Origin of the sequence: Idiomarina zobellii (assembly GCF_900100855.1) — a bacterium.
Classification (GTDB): domain Bacteria; phylum Pseudomonadota; class Gammaproteobacteria; order Enterobacterales; family Alteromonadaceae; genus Idiomarina; species Idiomarina zobellii.
The window spans coordinates 256,321-275,228 of record NZ_FNCB01000001.1 but is presented as its reverse complement, the minus strand read 5'-3'; the positions used below and the strand labels follow the sequence as shown (position 1 = coordinate 275,228).

The 18,908-nt window shown below is 47.1% G+C and carries 17 protein-coding genes; 8 read left to right on the top strand and 9 right to left on the bottom strand.

Going from position 1 to position 18,908, the window contains the following annotated elements; all coding sequences use genetic code 11:
• Positions 1-64 precede the first annotated feature (64 nt).
• Complete coding sequence (locus BLT32_RS01270) at positions 65-709, top strand: cytochrome b/b6 domain-containing protein (protein ID WP_053952496.1); 645 nt, start codon at positions 65-67, stop codon at positions 707-709.
• 2 nt (positions 710-711) lie between these two features.
• On the opposite strand, the gene BLT32_RS01265 is transcribed toward BLT32_RS01270, so the two are convergent.
• On the bottom strand, positions 712-1,176 hold the full coding sequence (locus BLT32_RS01265) for a c-type cytochrome (RefSeq protein WP_053952495.1): 465 nt from the start codon (positions 1,174-1,176) through the stop codon (positions 712-714).
• 139 nt (positions 1,177-1,315) lie between these two features.
• Between BLT32_RS01265 and BLT32_RS01260 the strand changes: the two genes are divergently transcribed.
• The gene (locus BLT32_RS01260) at positions 1,316-4,402 is read left to right on the top strand and encodes an amidohydrolase family protein (protein WP_053952494.1); all 3,087 of its coding nucleotides are present in this window, start codon (positions 1,316-1,318) and stop codon (positions 4,400-4,402) included.
• A complete protein-coding gene (locus BLT32_RS01255; RefSeq protein WP_053952493.1) occupies positions 4,402-5,703 on the top strand; it encodes an amidohydrolase family protein in 1,302 nt (433 codons plus the stop codon). Before BLT32_RS01260 ends, BLT32_RS01255 begins: the two co-directional genes overlap by 1 nt.
• 69 nt (positions 5,704-5,772) lie before the next feature.
• Here the strand turns inward: BLT32_RS01255 and BLT32_RS01250 are convergent, their stop codons facing one another.
• Entirely contained in the window at positions 5,773-6,570 is a 798-nt protein-coding gene (locus BLT32_RS01250) for a response regulator (protein ID WP_053952492.1), read from the bottom strand.
• A 100-nt stretch (positions 6,571-6,670) separates the two neighbouring features.
• Between BLT32_RS01250 and BLT32_RS01245 the strand changes: the two genes are divergently transcribed.
• Together BLT32_RS01245 and BLT32_RS01240 are read left to right on the top strand one after the other, a co-directional pair.
• Positions 6,671-6,976 carry an STAS domain-containing protein gene (locus tag BLT32_RS01245; RefSeq protein ID WP_053952491.1) on the top strand — a complete coding sequence of 102 codons (306 nt, stop codon included), beginning with the start codon at positions 6,671-6,673 and terminating at the stop codon, positions 6,974-6,976.
• A complete protein-coding gene (locus tag BLT32_RS01240) occupies positions 6,976-8,646 on the top strand; it encodes a PP2C family protein-serine/threonine phosphatase (RefSeq protein ID WP_053952490.1) in 1,671 nt (556 codons plus the stop codon). The genes BLT32_RS01245 and BLT32_RS01240 overlap by 1 nt, the downstream gene beginning before the upstream one ends.
• Here the strand turns inward: BLT32_RS01240 and yciH are convergent.
• Genes yciH through BLT32_RS01225 form a run of 3 tightly spaced genes read right to left on the bottom strand, consistent with a single transcriptional unit; the run spans position 8,627 to position 10,435 of the window.
• A complete protein-coding gene (gene yciH, locus BLT32_RS01235) occupies positions 8,627-8,962 on the bottom strand; it encodes a stress response translation initiation inhibitor YciH (protein WP_053952489.1) in 336 nt (111 codons plus the stop codon). The genes BLT32_RS01240 and yciH overlap by 20 nt on opposite strands.
• Positions 8,963-8,965: 3 nt before the next feature.
• Entirely contained in the window at positions 8,966-9,724 is a 759-nt protein-coding gene (locus tag BLT32_RS01230) for a hypothetical protein (protein WP_053952488.1), read from the bottom strand.
• Between the two features lie 27 nt (positions 9,725-9,751).
• Positions 9,752-10,435, bottom strand: coding sequence for a sensor histidine kinase (locus BLT32_RS01225; protein WP_053952487.1), 684 nt, complete (start codon positions 10,433-10,435; stop codon positions 9,752-9,754).
• Positions 10,436-10,552: 117 nt separating this feature from the next.
• Between BLT32_RS01225 and cysB the strand changes: the two genes are divergently transcribed.
• Positions 10,553-11,527 (top strand): HTH-type transcriptional regulator CysB, encoded by a 975-nt coding sequence (cysB, locus tag BLT32_RS01220; RefSeq protein WP_053952486.1) that lies wholly within the window; start codon positions 10,553-10,555, stop codon positions 11,525-11,527.
• 17 nt (positions 11,528-11,544) lie between these two features.
• Here cysB and BLT32_RS01215 read toward each other — a convergent pair whose 3' ends face one another.
• The 3 genes from BLT32_RS01215 to pabB all read right to left on the bottom strand — a co-directional run bounded on the left by BLT32_RS01215 (position 11,545) and on the right by pabB (position 15,005).
• Positions 11,545-12,918 carry an L-serine ammonia-lyase gene (locus BLT32_RS01215; RefSeq protein WP_053952485.1) on the bottom strand — a complete coding sequence of 458 codons (1,374 nt, stop codon included), beginning with the start codon at positions 12,916-12,918 and terminating at the stop codon, positions 11,545-11,547.
• Between the two features lie 93 nt (positions 12,919-13,011).
• Positions 13,012-13,626 carry a CoA pyrophosphatase gene (locus tag BLT32_RS01210; RefSeq protein ID WP_053952484.1) on the bottom strand — a complete coding sequence of 205 codons (615 nt, stop codon included), beginning with the start codon at positions 13,624-13,626 and terminating at the stop codon, positions 13,012-13,014.
• Positions 13,623-15,005 (bottom strand): aminodeoxychorismate synthase component I, encoded by a 1,383-nt coding sequence (gene pabB, locus BLT32_RS01205; protein WP_053952483.1) that lies wholly within the window; start codon positions 15,003-15,005, stop codon positions 13,623-13,625. Before pabB ends, BLT32_RS01210 begins: the two co-directional genes overlap by 4 nt.
• Before the next feature lie 178 nt (positions 15,006-15,183).
• Here pabB and BLT32_RS01200 point away from each other — a divergent pair, with 178 nt between their 5' ends.
• Both BLT32_RS01200 and rmuC read left to right on the top strand, forming a co-directional pair.
• On the top strand, positions 15,184-16,707 hold the full coding sequence (locus BLT32_RS01200) for a fumarate hydratase (RefSeq protein ID WP_053952482.1): 1,524 nt from the start codon (positions 15,184-15,186) through the stop codon (positions 16,705-16,707).
• Entirely contained in the window at positions 16,707-18,014 is a 1,308-nt protein-coding gene (gene rmuC, locus BLT32_RS01195; protein ID WP_053952481.1) for a DNA recombination protein RmuC, read from the top strand. Before BLT32_RS01200 ends, rmuC begins: the two co-directional genes overlap by 1 nt.
• Before the next feature lie 29 nt (positions 18,015-18,043).
• Here the strand turns inward: rmuC and cysZ are convergent, their stop codons facing one another.
• Positions 18,044-18,790: a sulfate transporter CysZ gene (gene cysZ / locus BLT32_RS01190; protein ID WP_053952480.1), complete on the bottom strand. Its 747-nt coding sequence runs from the start codon at positions 18,788-18,790 to the stop codon at positions 18,044-18,046.
• Positions 18,791-18,908: the final 118 nt, after the last annotated feature.

The window sequence follows — 18,908 nt, the reverse complement described above, 5'->3', positions numbered from 1 at the left end:
TCATTGAATTAACTATACCCTAGCACCTGGTACCGGTTTTTCCTAGTGTTTTGGAGTTAACACGATGATTCAGAAAGAAAATCCTGTAAAAGTCTGGGACAGTTTTGTACGTCTTTTCCATTTACTGATTATTCTGTTAGTTGCCGGCTTGTGGTGGACAGCCGATAACGGCCGTATGGATTTGCACAAAGACTTTGGTATCGCCATTTTATCACTGTTAGTCATGCGTATTGCCTGGGGTGTCTTTGGTAGTAGTAACGCACGTTTTAAAACATTCGTTCGCTCTCCTTTGCAAATTCCCTCACATTTGAAAAAGCTTTTTAGCGGCCAGTATCAGTCGGAAACAACGCACAGCGCAGCCGGCGGATGGGCAGTAATTATCATGCTGGGTTTGTTAGTTGCTCAGGCGGTGACAGGCTTGTTTTCTAGTGACGGAATTTTATTTTCGGGACCATTGGCAAGCTGGGTTTCTTCTGACGCACAAGAGCTCCTGACTGACTGGCACAAAACTCAGTTTGATGCGATTTTAATTGTTATTGGGCTGCACATAGTTGCTGTGCTTATGTATCGTCTGAAAGGGGTGAAGCTAATAGGTGCCATGGTTCATGGATACAAAAAGACCACACAACCGGCCCCGCAATTAAAGCCCGGGTGGCAAGGTTTGCTGCTGGCGATAGCTGTGTGGCTGCTGTTTATGTTACTGCTTTAAAATTAGTCTTTGTATTCGTCATGACAACCTTTGCAGGTTTGCGCTGTGTCCATAAATACGGGTTTAATGTTATCCATTGAACCCGACTCTGCGGCGCTGGCAAGCTTTGAAGCGTATTGTTGTAAGTCATTTGAACGCTCTTGAAAGTCTTCCCAGTTGTCCCAAATTGCGGTTAATGCATCGCTGTTATCGCCGGGCATAGCACCTTCGACAGCGAAACCACTCCAGGGGATGCCAGCTAGTTTCTCAAAATCATTTGCACGGTTTGCAAAAACCTGCGCGTCATAGTCCACTTCGCCTTTAACCATTTCTGCCATAGCAGCAAAGTTTTGTTGCATCACCGACAGCGCCTTTTGACGGTACTCAACAGCTTTGTCGCCGTCGTTAAACGCATTCTCGTCTGCTACGGCACTTGTCGATAAACCTAAAGCAACCGCTGTAAAAAGTACGGATAGTGATTTTTTCATTGGATATTCTCCTTTTTATCGTGCACTTACCGTTAATAATACACGATTTATCGGTTAGTGCTTGTTTCTGGCATGATAAACGCTTTAACTTGTATACGAAATAATAAAAGAAAAGCTCATTATAGTGGGGAACACATTCATGAAGACAATGCATAAGCTCAGTGCGGCAGCGTTAGCGGTTACCTCCGTGCTGGCGTTACCGACGAGCGCTGATCAAACCTCTCGAACGAATGGTATGCGGGACAACACGCCCAGCTTAACCGCCATTCAAAATGCCGCGGTTGTGACCGAGCCTGGCGAAGTCGTCACCAACGCAACGCTGGTTATTGAAAATGGTAAAGTAAAAAGCGTTGAAAGCGGTAACCGCGCACCGGCAGGGGCACGCGTTATCGATGGCACCGGCTACACCATTTACCCGGGCTTTATCGACCCTTATGCCAGCTATGGTATTGACGTGACTTACGAGAAAGCCGATACCGACAAGCCTATTTATAACAATGAACGTGAAGGTGGAAACGCGGCAAATGACGCCATTCACGCTGAAAAAGACTGGTACAGTGTCTTTAAAACCAACTCTGACGATGCCAAAAAGTGGGTTTCTGAAGGTTTTACCAGCGTTCAGACGGCTAAGCTAGACGGTATTTTTCAGGGGCAGGCAGCGACAGTTTCGCTGGCCGATAAAATTGCCAACGATGTTATTTATCGCAGCGAGTCCAAACACTTTGGCTCTTTTGACAAAGGAACCTCGCAGCAGCAGTACCCGTCGTCCTTGATGGGTAGCATCGCTTTGGTCAGACAAACCCTGTCTGACGCGAACTGGTACGAAAATGCTTACGGTAAGCAGTCACATAATCAGCCGGCGGAGTTTAATGCTGCGTTGGATTCACTTAAAAATATTGAATCTGAAGGCATCGTGTTCAAGGTTTCTGATGAGAAAACCTTGCTACGTGCCGATGACGTGTTGGATCAGTTTAACGTACCAAGTGTGTATGTTGGCTCGGGTTATGAGTACGCTCGTCTGAACTCAATAAAAAATACGGGAAGTGATTTAATTTTACCTCTTAATTTCCCGGCAGCGCCTAATGTCAGTGGTGTTGATGCCCATCTTGATGTTGATTTAGCTAAGTTACGCCATTGGGAGCGCGCTCCGTCAAATCCGGCTATGTTAGCGAATGCCGGCGTTGATTTTGCCTTGACCCTGAATGAGCTTGAGAAGTCAGGCGACTTCTGGCCAAACCTGCGTAAAGCCGTAAAGCACGGTTTAAGTAAAGAGAAAGCGCTTGCTGCATTAACGACAACCGCCGCTAAAATTGCCGGTGTTGATGACAAAGTGGGACGCTTAGCCAGTGGCTATATGGCCGACTTTGTCATGGTGAAAGGCGATATTTTTGAAGACGGTGAAATACAGTCAGTTTGGTTACAAGGTGAAGAGAACGAGCTGGTTTCTCGAGAATTGGTGGACTTTGCTGGTAACTACACCATTGACTGGAATGGTCAGAGTGTGGCGCTCACTTTGAAGCCGGGCGCTAAGTTAAGCGGCGAACTGACGCTTGGTGATAACACTCAGTCTCTTCGTAATGTAGAGCGTACGGAAGATACCCTGTCTTTTGTGGCCGATATGGATGTCCAGCCAGCGGGCACATGGCGCTTTAAACTGACTCCTGCGTCTCAACAAAACTTCACACTGGAAACGGTTTCTCCAGAAGGTGAGTCACAAGCTCTGACAGCTGAAGTTAGCGACGCTAATGAAACGAGTGAAGAAGCTCAGAGCGATAGCAACAATCAGGTTGACTATGTCAGCCAGCTTACGTTCCCGAACGTTGCCTATGGTCTAGATGGCCTGCCGGAGCGACAAGATGTGCTAATTCGTAACGCGACGGTCTGGACTGCCAGCGATGACGGTATTCTTGAAGAAACCGACGTATTAGTTAGAGATGGCGAATTTGCCGAAGTCGGTAAAAACTTAAGCGCACCGTCAGGCGCAATGGTTATTGATGCAGCGGGTATGCATTTAACACCGGGCATTATCGATGAACACTCACACATCGCAATTGATGGTGGTGTGAACGAAGGCTCTGAAGCCATCACCTCAGAAGTTCGTATTGGTGACGTTGTAAACCCGGACGATATTCATATTTATCGCTCATTAGCGGGTGGTACGACAATGGCTCAGCTGCTGCACGGCTCTGCTAACCCGGTTGGCGGCCAGGCGCAGGTTATTAAACTGCGCTGGGGGACTGATGCTAATATTATGAAGTTTGATGCGGCACCTGAGTCTATCAAGTTCGCATTAGGTGAAAACGTGAAGCAAAGTAACTGGGGCGACAACATGACCGTTCGTTACCCTCAGACTCGCTTAGGCGTTGAAACCATTGTTCGTGACGGCTTTCAGGCGGCGTTGGAATACCAGCAGCGTAAACAAGCGTATGACCGCATGAGTCGTTCTGAGAAGAACCGGATTGCACCACCAAGACCAGACTATCGTTTAGAGACGTTAATCGAAATTCTAAACAGCGAGCGCTTTGTTCATGCGCACTCGTATGTCGCGTCTGAAATTCTTATGCTGATGGAAGTGGCTGAAGATTATGGTTTCACGCTGGATACTTTCACTCATATTCTGGAAGGTTACAAAGTCGCAGACGAAATGGCGGAGCACGGTGCCAGCGGGTCAACGTTCGCTGACTGGTGGGCATACAAATTCGAAGTGTATGACGCAATACCTCAAAACGCGTGCTTAATGCATGACAGAGGTGTATTAACCAGCATTAACTCGGACAGTAATGACTTGCAGCGTCGTCTGAATACCGAAGCGGCTAAGTCGGTTCGCTATTGTGGTATGGACCCACATGAAGCGTTCAAAATGGTCACTATTAACCCTGCTAAACAATTAAAAGTTGATAAGTACGTTGGGTCAATTGAAGAGGGCAAACATGCTGACTTTGTGCTTTGGAGTCACTATCCGTTAAGCGCTTACGCGCGAGCAGAGCAGACCTGGATTAATGGTCGTAAGTTCTTTGACCGCGAACAAGATAAACAGCGTCAGCAAGCGGTAAAACAAGAGAAGAATGCTCTCATTCAGAAAGTCTTAGCAGCCGGTGATGAAGCTCTGAAAGGCGACACCGACGGTTATAAAGACGCACAGCCGACCTGGCACTGTGATACCGAGCATGACTTCTGGCTGGATCACTTCACTACGCAAGCGCATCAGCATGGAGGACAACACTAATGAAGACTTTACTATCCACATTGAGTGCTGCGCTGATTGGTGCAGTGACCGTATCGACCGCCGTTGCTCATGACGAAGTGCCTGGCGATGCACAGCAACAACCTATAGTTTTGCAGGGTGGTACTTTGCACACGGTGACTAACGGCGTTTTAACCGACTCTGATTTGGTTTTTGAAGACGGCAAGATTACAGCCATTGGAAAAGATCTTGAGGTTCCTGGTAACGCGCAAGTCATAGACGTGTCCGGTAAGCATGTTTATCCGGGTGTTATCGCGATGGACACCACTTTGGGTTTGAACGAAATTGAAGCGGTGCGAGCGACGCGAGACGCACGCGAAGTGGGTCCGGTACACCCGGAAGTGGCTGGGCACATCGCTTTTAATGCGGACTCAGAAGTTATTCCTACGGTACGCTATAACGGCATTACCCATGCGCAAGTGGTTCCGGAAGGCTCATTGGTCATGGGGCAGTCGTCGCTCATGCACCTTGATGGCTGGAATTATCAAGACGCACTGGTTTCTGGTGAAATGGGTGTGCATGTGAGCTGGCCGAGAACCTATGTTATCAACACATGGTGGGAGCGCCGTTCTCCTGAAGAGCAACGCAAGGCTAATGAAGAGGCTCGTAAAGAGTTGATGAAGGTGTTTGCTGATGCGAAAGCCTACTTTGATGCGAAAAAAGCAGACAGAGACATCGATATGGATCAGCGCTGGGAAGCAATGCTCGGGCTGTTTGACGGTAGCAAAACTCTGTATGTGCACGCCAACGACAAACGCCAAATGGAGCAAGCCATTGATGTGAGTCGTGAGTATGGCTTTAAGTTGGTACTTATGGGGGCAAGAGACGCCTGGCGCATTGCTGATAAACTGGCTGAACTTGAGGTTCCGGTTGTTTTCGGTTCACCGTTCGGGTTACCGGGCCGTGACGACGAAGGTTATGATCAAGACTTTTCTACGCCAGCTAAATTGGCGGATGCCGGTGTTAACTTTGCTATCTCCTACCCAGGTTACTGGGATGTTCGGAACCTGCCTTTCGCGGCCGGACACTCGGTTGCCTTTGGCTTGGATCAGCAAAAAGCACTGGAAGCTATTACGCTTCAGCCAGCCAAGTTTATGGGCGTTTCAGACAAGCTCGGTTCGCTTGATGTTGGCAAGAGCGCTTCCTTGATAGTTTCAGAAGGGGACTTGCTGGACCCTATTGGACAGAGCCTAACGCACATGTTTATTGATGGTCGCAATGTGAGCTTAGAAAGCCGTCACACTGAGCTTTACAACAAGTATCAGGAAAAGCCGGCTAATTAAAATGAGTTAACGGCTAAATAGAAAAAGGCCCCTGGCGTGATAAAGCGTCAGGGGCCTTCTTTTTATGGGTTACTGTTGGTCAAGTAAACGTGAGATTAAGCCGCGTATGGCTGCCGGCTCAAAGGGTTTGTCGGTCAGAGCATCGACGCCGCTTTGTTTTACGTTTGCCAGTTGTGGCTCATTGGCGCGCGCTGTCACCATCAGTACAGGAGTGTGTGCATGTGCTGAACTGTTGCGAATATATTGTGTTAATTCACGACCATTCATTTCCGGCATATTGAAATCGGTGACAATTAAATCGAACTGATGTTCTTCTAATATATCAATGGCTTGTTGACCGTTTTCGGCTTCAACAAATATTTCAACGCCCAGGTTTTCAAACACGCGACGTAATACATGACGCGAAGTCAGGCTGTCATCAACAATAAGCACCCGTAAGTCTTCTATGTCATACAGCTCTAGGTGGAGTAATTCCGGCTCCATTAAGTCCATAGTCGCCGTAATAGCGCGCTGTAATTGCTCCGGAGTAAAAGGTTTCGGTAAAATAGCAATAATACCGGCTTGCTTAAACTGTTCGAGCTGGTCGGCTCGGTGTTCAGACGATACCAACATAAAATGTAAGGTGTCGTGAAGATCGTTTCGGTTGATGAATTGAATAAGTTCATGCGCCGTACCATCTTCAAAATACATGGCGCTCGTTACGATATCAGGCTGCCAACGCAGGATTTCTTCTTTTGCTTCCGCTATAGTAGAAGAGCCTCGGGTATGTTGGATACCTGCCTGATTGAGGTGTTGGGTAATGACTTTACGCTGCACATCGGAAGGCTCGATGAGCAAAATTCGGAGTTCGTCGAAGGCTATCGCCATAATCGGTCAAAATGAGTTTATGATGTAGCAAAGATTAGGGTATTCAGGCAATAAACTCAATCATAAAATTGTGTTAGGCTCATGAAAAAAAGGGGTACCTATGAGCGTTAGTCGTGAGTTTTCAAATGATGGCAAACAACTGATTATTGCCATTCAGGGTAAGTTTGATTTCAGTTTGGTACAAGAATTTCGTCAGGCTTATAGCCATATTGGCGACTCTCAGCCAACGGTGATCATTGACTTGAGAGAAACCGAATACCTGGACAGTTCAGCGCTGGGTATGTTGTTGAATATGCGTAAGTCTTTAGGCAGCAGTGTTAAAGACATTCAGCTTATTAACGCCAAGCCGGATGTTCGTCGTATTCTTGATATTTCTCGTTTCGATAAGATGTTTACTATTGCTTAATGCACATACTTATTGTTGATGACCAAGCCGCTAATCGGGTAATGCTGAGGGGGCTTATTGAGCGTTTTGGACACAATGTGAGCTGCGCGGAAAACGGTATGCAAGCGCTGGAGCTTTTCAGTCACAAAGGTGCTGACATTGTGTTGCTTGATGTCATGATGCCGGTTATGGACGGCCTTACAACCGCAAAACACTTAAAACAGTTAAGTGGTGAAATTCATCTTCCTGTGCTGTTTATTACTGCACTTGATGATCAGAAAACTCTTTTAGAATGCCTGGATGCGGGCGGCGATGACTTTATCAGTACGCCGCCAGAGCCTATTGTTTTACAGGCTAAGCTAAATGCTCACGCACGTGTGCGAGAATTGAGCTTTAAGCTGAAAGAAAAGAATGAAGTACTGGCTTATCACTCGAACCGCATGGAGCGTGAGCAAAATGTGGTGAGCCACATGCTAAGCAACGCACTGTTAGAAAATGAACTGAGGTTCGATTTTCTGCAAACCTATTTATCGCCGGCAACCGAATTTAATGGTGACTTGGTCCTGTCAAAAGGGGGCCCCTTAGGAAACTACTATATTTTTGTCGGTGACTTTACCGGTCATGGCTTGGCGCCGGCAACGGGAGCACTGCCGGTTGCGCAGACGTTTTTCGATTTGGCTGAGAGAGGGTTGTCGGTTGCGACTATGGTCAAAGAGTTTAATCGGCGCCTGGTAAAATTGTTACCTGACGACATGTTTTGTGCAGCATTTGTCGCAGAGCTATCAGCAGGGGGCGACCGCCTCAGCTATTGGAACGGAGGCATTCCGGACGCTCTTTTCATTGATAATAACGGAGAAGTAACCAATCGCTTACCGTCTGAGCATCTCGCACTGGGAATTTTACCGCCCGACGAGTTTAACAGCTCTCTGAGCCATTGTTTTATCGAGCGTGGACAACGGCTGGTGGCATACACAGATGGTGTGATTGAAATGGCGAATACTGACGGTAACCGACTGAAAGAAAGTGGGTTTGAAAACAAGCTCAAGCAGTTTGGTCATCAAGACCAGTTCGATGACTTGGTGAGTTCTCTTGAAAGCTTTCAGCAGGGAACAGAACAAAGCGATGATATTTCATTAGTCGTTGTGAACTGCGTGCCAACCGGTTTACCGGTAAAGCAGGATGATCACTCAATAATCCACCTGCCATTTGAACTAAAAGTGAGCTTAACCGAACACAATATCAAAGGGGAAGATCCGGTCACTCGGCTAGTGGACTCTTTGTCGCACCTCGAAGGGATAAAAGCTCATAAAACGACGCTTTATTTGTTGTTAGCTGAAGCGTTCAATAACATTTTAGAGCATAATCTATTGCGTCTAAACTCCGACATAAAAGAAGAAGACGAGGGCTTTGAGCGTTACTATTCTGAGCGTGAGCGCCGCTTGAAAAGTCTTGAAGACATAGAAGTAGCAATTGATGTTAACTACCAGCCTGTTGATAGTGTGATTTGTTTCGGTATTCGCTCTAACGGAGAGAATGGCTATCCGGCAGACGAATTTTCGCCAGTGCTGGATGAAGAAAAAATGCACGGGCGCGGAATGCAGTTGATTAAAAATTTCTCTCGTTATTATGAGTGGAAGGACGAAGGGCAGTGCCTATATATAGAGTATGACCTTAACCTCCCGAGCGTTTAACCTTATAGCCTTGCACTTTTAAATAGTTTTCAATACTGTCTCGCTGGTCACCCTGAAGTTCAATATCGTAGTCTTTGACAGAGCCGCCCACACCACATTGTTGTTTTAGCTTTTTCGCAAATGCCTTCAGTTCGTCTTTTGGCAGCGCCAGACCAGTGACAATAGTAACGCCTTTTCCTTTTCGGCCTTTGGTTTCTCTTCTAAGGCGTACAATGCCGTCGCTTTCTGGTATCTGCTCAGGCTCTTTCTCGGGTTCAATGCGGCCTGAATCCGTCGAATACACCATTTGGCTGAGTTGATTTTTCCAGTCAGACATAAACTACCATTTCTTTTTCGGTTGAAAGAGTTCTTCCAGGTCGTCTTCTTTTTTGTTCTTTGCTTGATCACGAGCATGTGCGTCGGTCAGCTCTTGCGCAATTTGTTCCAGAGCTTTTTTAATGGACTCCTCACGAGACGTTGTGTAATCGTCAGAAAAGCTCTGCTCTTCGATAGTGCGCAACGCTTTCTCGTAGTATTGACGCGCTGACCCTAACATATGGCTTTCATAGGCGTGACGACCGCGACGGATGAGCGTTTCAATACTAATTTTCAGCTGTAACTTGCTTAAACGCTGGTCTTCTACACTAAATACATTACTGTCAACGCGGCCACGAGCGTGCTCGCTTCTTAGGGTCGCTTTCAAGCGCTTGAGCGCATTGATCATGGCAATAATTTGCTTGTTGTTCTGTGGAATTTCAAACTCTTCACTAATTAGAGAAGTGTCTTTTGGATCAACTCCTTCCATTCTTTCTTTGTAATCTTCAATACGAGCCTGAAAGTCTTTGGTCGGTGATACGGCATACATTTGTTGCAGAACTTCGTAGGCACGCATATTCAGGACAGCCAACATCGACTTACCAATAGGGAAGAAGCTGGACATGTGAATAAGGTCTTCAATCTGCTCCAGAGCGCTTCTGTATCGGGCAAGTTTTTTGCGTCGCTCAAGCTCCTGACGCTGCTTATGTTGTTGCACTGAACCGACGACAATCGCCAGTATTATCAAAAGTATAATCAGTGCTATAACAATGGTGTAAATCATATAACGCTCATTAGGTTGTTATTATTTTTAAGGTAATGTCAGAGAAAAAACACCACCACCTAAGTGTCCATTATTTTTCAGTTCGATAAAACCTTTTTTATCGTTTCTTTGGTGGGCTTCAGCGATTAGGTGGGCAAAATAAAGCCCTAAACCGGTACGGCCTTTTTTCATATCCAGTTGCTGCATGGGCATTTGCGCTTGTTTTAGCATGTCGTTCGGAAAACCATCGCCATTATCGTGCACTGAAATCTGACACCCTTTATTCTCGTCGACTGTCACTGTAATAAAGAGTTTATCGGCGGTATAGCGCATAGCATTAATAATAACGTCGTTCAGTAAGTGGCTAATGAGGTCTTTGTCAAAATAGCCCGCCGCTGACTCGTCGATATCGGTTGTTACGCTGATACCACGTTGCTCAAGGTACACTTCATTGTTAAGTAGCAGTTCCTCAAGCACCTCGTCCCAATGATGTTCGTCAACATTCAGCGGCAACGCTCCCTGCTGGTCTCGGTATAAGGTCAGCAGTTGTATAAGCCCTGAGTTAATTCGTTGCGCCTCGTAATGGACTTTTGCCATGTTTTCTGTTGCACTGCCTTGTGGTACTTGCTCGGAAACCTCTTCAATTAGCTGAATAAGCAAGCAAAGCGAATTTTTCATGTCGTGAGCAGAGGAGGCGAGTATCGCAGAAAAGTCGAATGTGGGCTGTGTCATAGTTGAATTCCGGTTCCAGCTGCTTATACCTACCAGCTTTTCTATTTGTCATAGTTAATAAGATTATTATACTATTTTTTTATATCACAATTCGCAAACTGAGTGGCATGTCCTGCTATGAAATTACAGCAATTAAAATATATTGTTGAAGTGATGAACCATAATTTAAATGTTTCTGCGACAGCAGAGAGTTTATTCACTTCACAACCAGGTATTAGTAAGCAAATACGAATGCTGGAGGACGAGTTAGGGGTTCAGATTTTTGGGCGAACAGGTAAGCACTTAACACATGTCACCCCTGCAGGGCAGGACATCATTCGGGTGGCAAAGCAGGTGCTCGATAATGTTAATTCAATAAAGACAGTGGCGGCAGAGCACACGCAGCCCGATCAAGGCAAATTAACGATAGCAACCACACACACTCAGGCTCGTTATGCGCTACCCAATGTGATCAAGCGGTTTATTGGTCAGTATCCGAGAGTGTCATTGCATATGCATCAGGGCTCTCCGCAGCAAATTAGTGAGGCGGCGGCAAAGGGACGCACCGACTTCGCTATAGCGACTGAAGCATTGCATCTTTATCAGGATTTAATCATGCTGCCGTGCTACCACTGGAATCGCTCAATTGTGGTGCCTAAGTCACACCCGCTGGCACAATTAAAAGATATCTCTATTGAAGATGTTGCCCAGTATCCAATTGTCACTTATGTGCATGGATTTACTGGTCGTTCTGAGCTCGACAGAGCCTTCGCTCAGGCAGGTAAAGAGCCGCAAATTGTTTTTACGGCGACAGACGCAGACGTAATAAAGACCTATGTGCGCATGGAGCTGGGAATTGGGGTCTTGGCTTCAATGGCATACAAAGAAGATGAAGATCGCGATTTAGTGGCCATTCCGGCCAGTCACTTATTCGAAGCAAGCACCACTAAAATTGGCTTCCGTCGCGGAACATTTTTAAGAACTTACATGTATGACTTTATTGAAAGCTTTGCCCCGCATCTGACACGTGAACGAGTGCAGCAAGCGGCGCAGCTTAAAACTCAAGAAGAAATTGATGCGTTATTTGAAGGGTGTGAGTTGCCGATGCTGTAATACACCGGCTTCGTTTTTCAGCACTCGATAATATTAACCGCTAAGCCGCCCCGGGCGGTCTCTTTGTATTTAGTCTTCATATCGTTACCGGTATCCCACATGGTCTTAATGACCTTATCCAGAGACACCTTATGGTCGCCGTTGCCACGCATTGCCAGACGGGCTGCGTTAATGGCTTTGACGGAGCCCATTGCATTACGCTCAATACACGGAACCTGAACCAGGCCACCGACAGGGTCACAGGTTAAGCCAAGGTTGTGCTCCATACCAATTTCGGCAGCATTCTCAACGGTTTCAGGGCCTCCGCCCATGAACTCAGCCAGTGCGCCGGCGGCCATGGAGCAGGCAACACCCACTTCACCCTGACAACCGACTTCAGCGCCGGAAATAGAGGCATTTTTCTTGTACAAGATGCCAATAGCGGCCGACGTTAGTAGAAAGCGAACCGCAGAGTCTTCGTCCAGTGTTTCAATGAACTTATCGGCATAACTCATGACCGCCGGAACGATACCTGCTGCACCGTTAGTTGGCGCGGTGACAATACGACCGCCCGCAGCGTTTTCTTCGTTTACTGCCAAAGCGAATAAATCGACCCAGTCCATAACTTGCATGGCATCGCTCGACTTTTCTTTTTTCAGCCGCTGATACAACGAAGACGCTCTGCGACGCACTTTCAAGCCACCGGGTAAAATACCTTCGGTGGTAATACCGTTGGTGATACTTTGCTGCATGGTGCGCCAAATTTTCATTAAGCCTTCGCGAATCTCATCTTCGCTACGGAACACTTTTTCATTCGCCATCATTAATGAGCTAATGCGCAGTCCGTGCTCCTTGCAATGACCTAATAGTTCAGCGGCACTGTCGAACGGATAGGGAATAGGTTTAGATGACTGTTCAATGGCTTCTTCTAAGGTTTCATCAAAGTCTTCGTCACGAACAATAAAGCCGCCGCCAATAGAGTAGTATAGGTCGCTATAGATAATATCGTCGCCTTTTAGGAGCTTAAGCTCCATAGCGTTGGCATGCTTTGGCATGGTTTTACGACGATGGAATGTAATAGCGCCTTCTGCCGGGAATGCGACTTCGTGCTCACCTAATAAAGCCAGTTTCTCGGTTTTGCGAGTCTGTTCAAGGAAGTTGTCAACGTTGTCGGTGTCTACGGTCTCCGGTAATTCGCCCGCCAAACCTAAAATAACCGCTTTGCCGGTGCCGTGACCTTTGCCGGTTTGCCCTAAAGAGCCAAACAACTCAACTTTAACGCCGTCTGCCTGAGTTAAGTGGCCAGCTTCTTTAGCGGCTTTCAGGAAATCGAAGGCCGCTTTCATAGGACCCACTGTGTGGGAACTCGAAGGACCGATACCAATTTTGTAAATATCAAAAACGCTGATCATACTTATCCTTACCTGTCGCGTTCGTTACTATTAATTATAGTATTGTCGCATGAATTGTGTGGGGGCTGGCAAGCTTTATAGCGAAATAACTGGTCAGTTGAGTGGCTTAAAGTGACTTTTCCGCTCTGGCTGAAGCTGCTCAGCCAATTCTCGCAAAATTCCTGCGGTTGCTCCCCAGATATTGCGGTGTTGCCAGGGGATAAAATAAACCCGGTCATAAATGAACTTGCGAATGCGGTAAACGTAATGATTGCTCGGATCAAGAATGTCCGCCAGAGGGACTTCGAATATCTCGGCGACTTCACTCTCTTCGGCAACAAGCTCCTGCTGAGGCGACACAAAGGCCACATAAGGACGTATCATAAAGTAAGACAATACCGGATAGTCATGTAGACGACCAATCACTTCAACCTGAGACCGAGGCAAACCAATTTCTTCCTCGGTTTCTCTTAATGCCGTATCCAGCAAGTCATTGTCGGTTCTGTCGTAGCGACCACCGGGAAAGCTAATTTGTCCGGCATGTTTTCTTAATGAAGCGGAACGACGTGTCAGTATCAATGACAGCCCATGCGGGCGCTCAATGATAGGAATAAGCACTGCTGCTGGTCGCAAGCGTTTACGCAAGGGCTCGTCAAGTTTTCGGTCAACTGACGGCGATGGGGTGAGGCTGAAACGTCGAACAAACTCGGCGCGGTTTTTGATAGTCATGAGGTTAACACCGGCAAAATACGAGACACTTTGTCCTTGGTTTCCTGGTATTCCTCATCGGCTTTAGAGTCGGCAACCAGACCTCCGCCGGCCCAGCAATAAAGCTGACCGTTTTCTGCTAATAACGTGCGAATGGTAATACTAGAGTCGCTTTGGCCGTTCTGTGAGAAGTAGCCTATGCTGCCGCAATAAATGCCGCGGCGATTCGGCTCGAGCTCTTCAATAATTTGCATAGCCCGAATTTTAGGAGCTCCGGTAATCGAGCCACCGGGGAAAGCTCCTTTAAACAGACGTAAAGCAGAGCCGCCCATTTTTAATTGCCCGGTAATGGTTGATACTAAATGATGCACAGCCGGAAAGCTCTCTATGGCAAACAGCTTCGGCGTTTTTACCGAACCGGGCTCGCAGTTTTTACTGAGGTCATTACGCAGTAAATCGACAATCATCAGGTTTTCGGCACGATCTTTCTCTGAATTCAGCAAGGCCTGTTTACTGGCGGAATCCCTGCTGCTGTCTTCATAACGTGGGCGGGTGCCTTTTATCGGCTTAGTTTGCACCTCTCCCGCACCAGTAGTGCTTAGGAAGCGCTCAGGAGAAACGCTGAGAATGGCGCTTTCAGGGGTGCGCATGAAGGCTGAAAACGGCGCGTTATTAGAAGCCCTTAACTTTTTATAAGCTGCCCACTCACAGCCTTGATAACTCGCCTGATAACGTTGCGCTAAGTTAATTTGATAGGCGTCACCGCTAAGTAAGTAGGCTTGTACCGCATTAAATTTAGTATGGTACTCTGCCTCTGACATATTGCTTCGCCAGGCGCTGGCCAGCTTGAAAGGAGTGTTTGAGTCTGACTGCGGTGACTGCTCCCAATAAGCTTTCTGCGTTTTAAGCGCCTGTTCAGGAGCGACCAGCCAAACTTTGTTGCGCTTTTTATCAAAAATAACCGCTTCGCAATAGTACGCAAGTACTGCATCACTGGAGTTGTATTCGTCACGGTTAAACTCAGGAATGACTTCCAGGCAACGGCCGAAATCGTACCCCACTGCGCCGGCAAAACCGCCCTGGAAAGGCAAGTGTTCGGGGCCGTTATAATGGCCTGTCAGCGCCATTAATTGCTCAGCGTAATCGAACATCTGGGCAGCGTGAGTTGGGACTTTCGGGAGTTGGGCTATGCTATTGGCGGAGACAGTGAGTTGCTCGTTTTTACTTCGGATGACGCATTCAGGCGCTCTGAAGATAAAGTCATAATGAGCGTCTTCGTGTGTTGTCGAGGCTGAGTCAAGGAAAAGTGCATAAGGTTCGCTTTGGCAGAGCTCAAATAGCTCAAGCGCTGTTAGGGTGGTTTCCAGTTTTACGGCACACAAGTTAGGAAAAATGCTCACACTTAGCCCTTTGATTTACTTAATAACAGCCACGAATTAAGGATAAGAATCATTCTATCACAGTGACACTAACTCGGTTAGTTACACTGGTCAGTTGTTAGTGAAAACGCTATTATAGCGCCACGTTTATCAGAACCAATATCGGAACCGTTCGATATAAAAATGAAGAGGTAGAGCCATGACCACCATTCGTCAGGCGGATTTTATTGACAGTATTGCCGATGCCCTGCAGTACATATCTTATTATCACCCATTAGACTTTATTAAAGCGTTGGACGAGGCGTATCAGCGTGAAGAGAGCGAAGCAGCAAAGAATGCCATTGCTCAGGTGCTGACGAACTCGCGTATGTCTGCGCAAGGGCACCGTCCAATTTGTCAGGACACCGGTATTGTCACCTGCTTTGTTAAAGTTGGTATGGGTGTGCAATGGGATAAGACCGACCGGACAGTTCAACAAATGGTAGACGAAGGAACTCGCCGAGCTTACAACAATCCGGATAATCCATTACGAGCGTCAATTGTCGCAGACCCGGCAGGTGCGCGCAAAAACACAGGTGATAACACTCCAGCCGTTGTTCACATCGATATGGTGCCGGGCGACGAAATTGAAGTCATGATTGCCGCAAAAGGTGGTGGCTCTGAGAACAAGTCGAAAATGGCTATGCTAAACCCCAGCGACTCGATTGCTGACTGGGTTGTAGAAACTCTGCCAAAAATGGGCGCTGGTTGGTGTCCACCGGGTATGCTGGGTATTGGTGTTGGTGGTACTGCTGAGAAGTCAGCCGTATTGGCGAAAGAGTCGTTGATGGAGTCTGTGGACATCCATGAACTGATTGAGCGTGGTCCGCAAAACGCGGAAGAAGAATTACGCTTAGAAATTTTCAACCGCGTTAACGCACTAGGTATTGGCGCCCAGGGCTTAGGTGGCTTAACAACGGTGCTGGATGTGAAGATTAAATCACTACCGACACACGCCGCTTCTAAACCTGTGACCTTAATTCCAAACTGTGCGGCGACTCGCCACGTTCATTTCACACTTGACGGTAGTGGTGCCGCAGACTTAGCGCCACCGAAACTGGAAGACTGGCCGGATGTCACTTTTGAGCTGGGCGATGATGCTCGTCGTGTGAACCTGGATGAAGTGACGAAAGAAGACATTCAAGACTGGAAAATGGGTGAAACAGTGTTGTTGTCCGGTAAGTTACTTACTGGTCGCGATGCCGCTCACAAGCGCATTAAAGGTATGCTGGATAACGGTGAAGAGTTGCCGGTTGATTTCAACAACCGCTTTATTTATTACGTCGGACCTGTCGATCCGGTGGGTGATGAAGTGGTAGGCCCTGCTGGCCCGACAACCTCGACACGTATGGACAAATTTACCGACCAGATGCTGGAAGAAGCCGGTATTATCGGCATGGTGGGTAAAGCTGAACGCGGGCCAGAAGCCGTCGAGAGTATTCGCAAGCACAAAGCCGTCTACCTGATGGCTGTGGGCGGTGCGGCGTACCTGGTTGCTAAAGCGATCAAGAAAGCCAGAGTCGTTGCGTTTGAAGACTTGGGTATGGAAGCTATTTATGAGTTTGAAGTGGAAGACATGCCAGTCACTGTCGCTGTCGATAGCGACGGTCAAAATGCACATACTCAAGGTCCTGCTATTTGGAAAGCGAAAATTGCTGACTTGAACGAAAAATTAGGAGCTTAATGATGTCGCTGGCACTGTGGCAATGGATGGCAATAATAGGTGTGCCAGTTCTGACTGTTATTACGGCGTTGTTGTTGCTTTGGCAGCAGCAGCGCCGTTTGCGTATACAGACAGAGCAACAAAATAAGGCACTGGAACAAGATGCAGAAATTCTTCGTGAGCGTATCGATGAATTGCAGCACGACGTCTATGAAAAAGACAGTCGTCTGCGCGAGACGTTGGCCCGCGCTGATCACGAGCAAAAAACCGCAGAAGAAAAGCTGAACTTGTTAAAAGCCAGCGAGGAGCGACTGACGCAGCAATTCGAGAACCTGGCTAACCGTATTTTTGAAGAAAAGTCGAAAGGGCTGCAGCAACATCATCAGCAGTCTTTGCAGGCAACATTAGAGCCCTTTAAGCAACAAATCGATGCATTTAAAAAGCAAATTACTCAGCAGTATACCGACGAAACAAAAGAGCGTTCAGCGCTTAAAAACGAGCTGTTGTCACTGAAAGACTTAAACCGTCGTATGGCCTCTGAAGCTGAGGCGCTGACTAAAGCATTGAAAGGCGATACCAAGCAGCAGGGTAACTGGGGGGAGGTTGTACTAGAACGTATTCTCGAACAGTCGGGGCTGCGTGAAGGGCATGAGTATCAAACCCAGGCACACCATCGCGATGAAGACGGTAAGTCATTCAAACCAGATGTTATTGTGCATTTGCCCAATAAAAAAGACGTGGTTATCGACTCGAAAGTCAGTTTGTCCGCTTATGAGCGTTACTTTAACTCCGACGATGACCTTGAGCGCGAACGAGCATTAAATGAACACGTTCAGTCACTTAAACAACACATAAAGCAGCTTGGGAAAAAGAGCTACCACCAATTGGAAGGCTTGAGAACGCTCGACTATGTGTTGATGTTTATTCCAATTGAACCGGCATTTCTATTGGCGGTTGACCGTGACCCAGAGCTCATCCGGCTGGCGCTGGACAATCAGATTATGCTGGTGAGCCCAACTAACTTGCTGGTTGCACTACGTACGGTTCACAATATCTGGCAGTATGAATATCAGAATCAAAACGCTGAGAAAATTGCCACCGACGCTGCGCGCTTGTACGACAAGTTTGTCGGGTTTGTAGAAGATCTGGAGAAAATTGGTAACGGCTTACAAACACTGGATAACCGTTATCAGGAAGCGATGAAAAAGCTGAGTACTGGTCGCGGGAACCTTATTGGTCGAGTCGACAAGTTCCGCCAGATGGGTGTACAAACGAATAAACGGTTAAGTTCAGACTACTTAGAAAATGACTCAGAAAGCGACGACTGAGCAATGCGCTCAGTCGTCTTCTAAGTCCTTTAGCGCTGCTCTAATGCACTGCGACGGTAATGGTCGACCCACAATGCTGTCGCACCCGATACAGCCAGCGGCATAATAATTAGGTTCACAAAAGGAATCATGGTTAATAGCGTGATTCCCAAGCCAAACGAGAAAGTCCGACTCCGCTGTAACCCCAACTCAGAGCGCATACGATTAAATGAAATTTTGTGATTATCGAACGGATAATCCAAATACTGAATAGACATCATCCAGCAAACAAAAACGTACCAGAGAATTTGCCCAAATACCGGGATAATTAAAGACAGCAAGAAAAAGCCGATGGCCCGTGGCAGGTAATACATGAGTTTTTGAAATTCACGGCCAACCGTTCGGGGTATGTCCTTAACGAGTCCCATAAACCCCTCATCCCCTAAAGCTTCGCCACTTTCATAACGCTCGACTTTTTCCGCCAGTAAGCCATTAAAAGGTGCGGCGAAAAAGTTCATGATGCTGGTAAAAATAAAGGAGAAAAAGGCGACCATCACAATGACCACCAGTGGCCATAAGATAAATTCCAACCATTGGAAAAAGTCGGGTAGCCAAGCCATGAATTTATTAAGCCAGTAGTCGGCTTCGCCGTACAGCCAGCTGAAGGCAATGGTGAAGAGAATCAGGTTGGCCAAAATAGGGACAATAACGTAGCGGCGTAGCCCTTTGGTGCGGATGAGCTGTAAACCCCTTCCTATATAGGATATTCCCGACTCACTGTAGATCGGTTTGTGCATGCGAACTCCTGCTGTCACTTTTGTTGCTCATAATAGGGCAAAACCACCCTTATGTGTGGTTGAAATTGTTACAAATGACTACGGGATCTGCTAGAGTCTTTGGATTATAAATAACGTC